2 protein-coding genes are annotated in these 3,022 nt (G+C 68.7%); both read right to left on the bottom strand.

Annotated features, from left to right (window positions below; all coding sequences use genetic code 11):
- A partial coding sequence (locus tag TF1_RS15630; RefSeq protein ID WP_255266204.1) for a phytoene/squalene synthase family protein occupies positions 1 to 985 on the bottom strand: 985 nt, incomplete at its 3' end.
- Entirely contained in the window at positions 934 to 2,454 is a 1,521-nt protein-coding gene (gene crtI / locus TF1_RS15625; protein WP_011293492.1) for a phytoene desaturase family protein, read from the bottom strand. The genes TF1_RS15630 and crtI, both read right to left, overlap by 52 nt.
- Positions 2,455 to 3,022 lie beyond the last annotated feature (568 nt).

The raw sequence follows: 3,022 nt of genomic DNA, 5'->3' as shown, positions 1-3,022 counted from the left end.
CCCGGCGTCCCGACACCGCCCGGCGCAGCATGGCCCGGGCGAAGGCGGGAACCGCTACCTGCACGCGCCGCCACTGCGGCACGGTGCACCGACCGCTCCACACGTCGAAGCCGGATGCTTCGATGACGTCGAGAATCCCCTGGTACAGGGTGAACGCAGTAGCGACGCAGGGACGCGACACCGGGTCGAGCATCGCGATGCCCGGGGCAGCCGTCCGGTAGATCTCCCGGTTCAACGCCACCAGGTGGGCGAGCGCGTCCCGCACCCGCGGATGCCCGCGCCGGTGAGCACGGCACCACAACAGCAGGTCCCGGTCCACCCCGTAGCGGGCCAGGATGTCCGCGGGCAGGTAGACCCGCCCCCGGTCCAGGTCTTCAGCCACATCCCGCAGGAAGTTGGTCAACTGGAACGCCTCGCCGAGCGCTGCCGCATGCGGGGCAGCCCGCGGCAGCGGGACCACGGTGCCGAGCACCGGCAGCACTTGGAGCCCGATCACCGCGGCCGAGCCGTACATGTAGCCGCGCAGGTCTTCGAAGCTCGCATAGTCGGTGGTGGACAGGTCCATCCGCATGGACCGCAGGAACGCCGTGAACAGTTCGGCGCCGATCTCGTACCGCCGCGCGGTGTCCGCCACAGCGCGCACCACCGGGTGGACGTCCTCTCCCCCCGCCAGGGCAGCGGTCAGCTCGGTGCCGACTTCGGACAGCAGGGCAGCCCGCGCCTCCACGGGGAGGGCGGTGCGTGGCGCGTCGATGACGTCGTCCACCCAGCGCGCGAAGCCGTAGAGGGCGTGGATCGCGGGCCTCCGCTGCGGGGGGAGGGTGAGCGTGGCCAGATAGTAGGTGCGCCCGTGGTGGGCGTGCAGCGTCCGGCAGTGCAGGTAGGCCGCGCACAGCTGGGGGTCGGTGATGCCCGCGGCCCGCAGTTCCCGCTTCACCGCCGTCTCCCCGAACCGGTGATCGTGGACCGCGTGGGCGAGGTGCACCCGGTGATCCGTGCCGCGGCGAGCTTCCCCGAGATGAGGACCGTCGGCAGGCCCACCCCCGGAGTGGTCCCGCATCCCGCCAAGACCGCGTTGGCGATCCCCGACACGAGGTTGCGCGGCCGGAACGGACCGGTCTGGAAGAGGGTGTGCGCGGTAGCGAACGGGGTGCCGAACGCGTGCCCCATGTGCGACCAGTCGTGCGGGGTGACGAGCCGTTCGACGCGCACAGACTCGGAGAATCCGGTGAGGCCGCGGTCCTCCAGGACTGCTCCGAGCTGCTCCCGGTAGCGAGGGCCGAAGGACACCCAGTCGATCCGCCCAGTGCGCAGATTCGGGCAGGGCGCGACCACGGAGAGCAGGTGCCGCCCAGGCGGGGCCAGGCTGCGGTCGGTCACGGTCGGCTGCGTCACCAGGAGCGAAGGGTCGCTCATCGGTTTCCCCAACCGGGTGATCTCGGTGAAAGTACGCCGCCACGCCGTGCCGAACAGGAGGGTGTGGTGGTCGAGCACCGGCCAGGTGCGGTCGGTGCCCGCGTGGAGGACGACCGCGGAGGGAGCGAACTGGAGGGGGACGATCCGCCACGGGGTCCGGCCGAGGAGACGGTAGGCCAAGGGCAGGTCCACGGTGACGACCACGGCGTCGCAGGGCACCCGTTCCCCGTCGGCAAGCACCACGGCACGCACTCGGTTGCCGCGCCGTTCCAGCCGGGTGACAGTCCTTCCGTAGTGCAGTTCCGCCCCGGCTTTGGTGGCTGCGGCGGCCAGGGCTTCTCCCAGGGAACGCATGCCGCCGCGCGGGAAGTAGACGCCGGCGACGGTGTCCATGTACGCGATGACCGCGTAAGCGGCGAGGGCGCGGTGCGGTGGTACCCCCGCGTACAGGGACTGGAACGAGAAGATGCGGCGCAGCCGCTCGTCGCGGACGAACCGGCCTACCGCCGCGGAGAGGCTCCGGAAACCGCCGAGGGCGGCCAGCCGGACAAGCTCGGGGGAGAGGAGCGTGAACGGGGAGTCGAAGTTCGTGTCGATGAACCGGGCCATCTCCAGCTCGTACAGTTCCCGCAGCCAGGCGCGTAGCCGCAGGTACCCCTTGGCGTCGTGTGATCCGCACACGCGAGCGACCTCGTCGGCCATAGCGTCCGCGTTGGTGTGGACGTTGAGCACCGATCCGTCGGGGAAGACGGCACGGTACGCGGGGGAGAGCTGGACCAGGTCGAGGCGGTCGCTGAGGGATTCGCCTACCGCGGCCAGTGCCTCGTCGAGCAGGTCGGGCATGGTGAGCACGGTCGGACCGGTGTCGATGTGGAAGCCGTCCAGGTCGAGCTGTCCCGCCCGGCCGCCCGGGTACTCCTCACGCTCAAAGACGGTGACCCGGCGTCCCGCACCGAGCAGGTGCAGGGTTGCGGCGAGCCCGGACAGGCCTGCCCCCACCACGACGACGTGGTCCGTCGGGCCGCTCACGGTACGCATGAAGCCTCCCCAGCGAGGTGACAGGCGTCGGACCTGGTGGACCGCCGCACACAGTCGATGCTTTATGTGCTCAGAATTTCACTCTAAGTAATCAAGATGGGGATGGTGGGGAGGCGGGAGGTAAGAGTCGGGGAGAAGAAGTAGCAAGGCCGGGAGTGTCGCCCTGCACAAGGTCCTGGGCGGACAGGGGTAGCCCTCTCCCTGCTGGCCTGTGGGAATATCCACGGACTCGTCGCTGTTGGACGCCTGGCGAAGACACCCGCTCAGGCTTACTGTGACCCGCATCACCGGGGTTCAAGTTGTCGTGACTTGACTGAGTGGGTAAGTTCTTTGAAGTGTCTCGAGGGACCTCTGGCCCTGGCCAGGGGGAGAGGCACTCTTCTCAGGGCGAACCGGACACCGCTCTGGTGGACGGGCCCACCTCCCAATGGTCTTCGGCGCCGATTCTTTCTGGCATAATTCACTGTGCCGCGAAGAATTGGCGGCGACTTTCCGTTCTGGCTTTATCGGAAAAGCTTCGGAAACACCAATTTGGTGGTCTCGAAGAAAGCCGGTAAAGTAAAGAACG

This window comes from Thermobifida fusca NBRC 14071 = JCM 3263 (assembly GCF_001592045.1).
GTDB lineage: Bacteria > Actinomycetota > Actinomycetes > Streptosporangiales > Streptosporangiaceae > Thermobifida > Thermobifida fusca.
This window is presented reverse-complemented; position numbering and strand designations above follow the sequence as displayed.

What these genes read in the sequence shown, in the direction of transcription:
- crtI (WP_011293492.1), bottom strand. Translation starts at nt 2,454, where the DNA reads ATGCGTACCGTGAGCGGCCCGACGGACCACGTCGTCGTGGTGGGGGCA.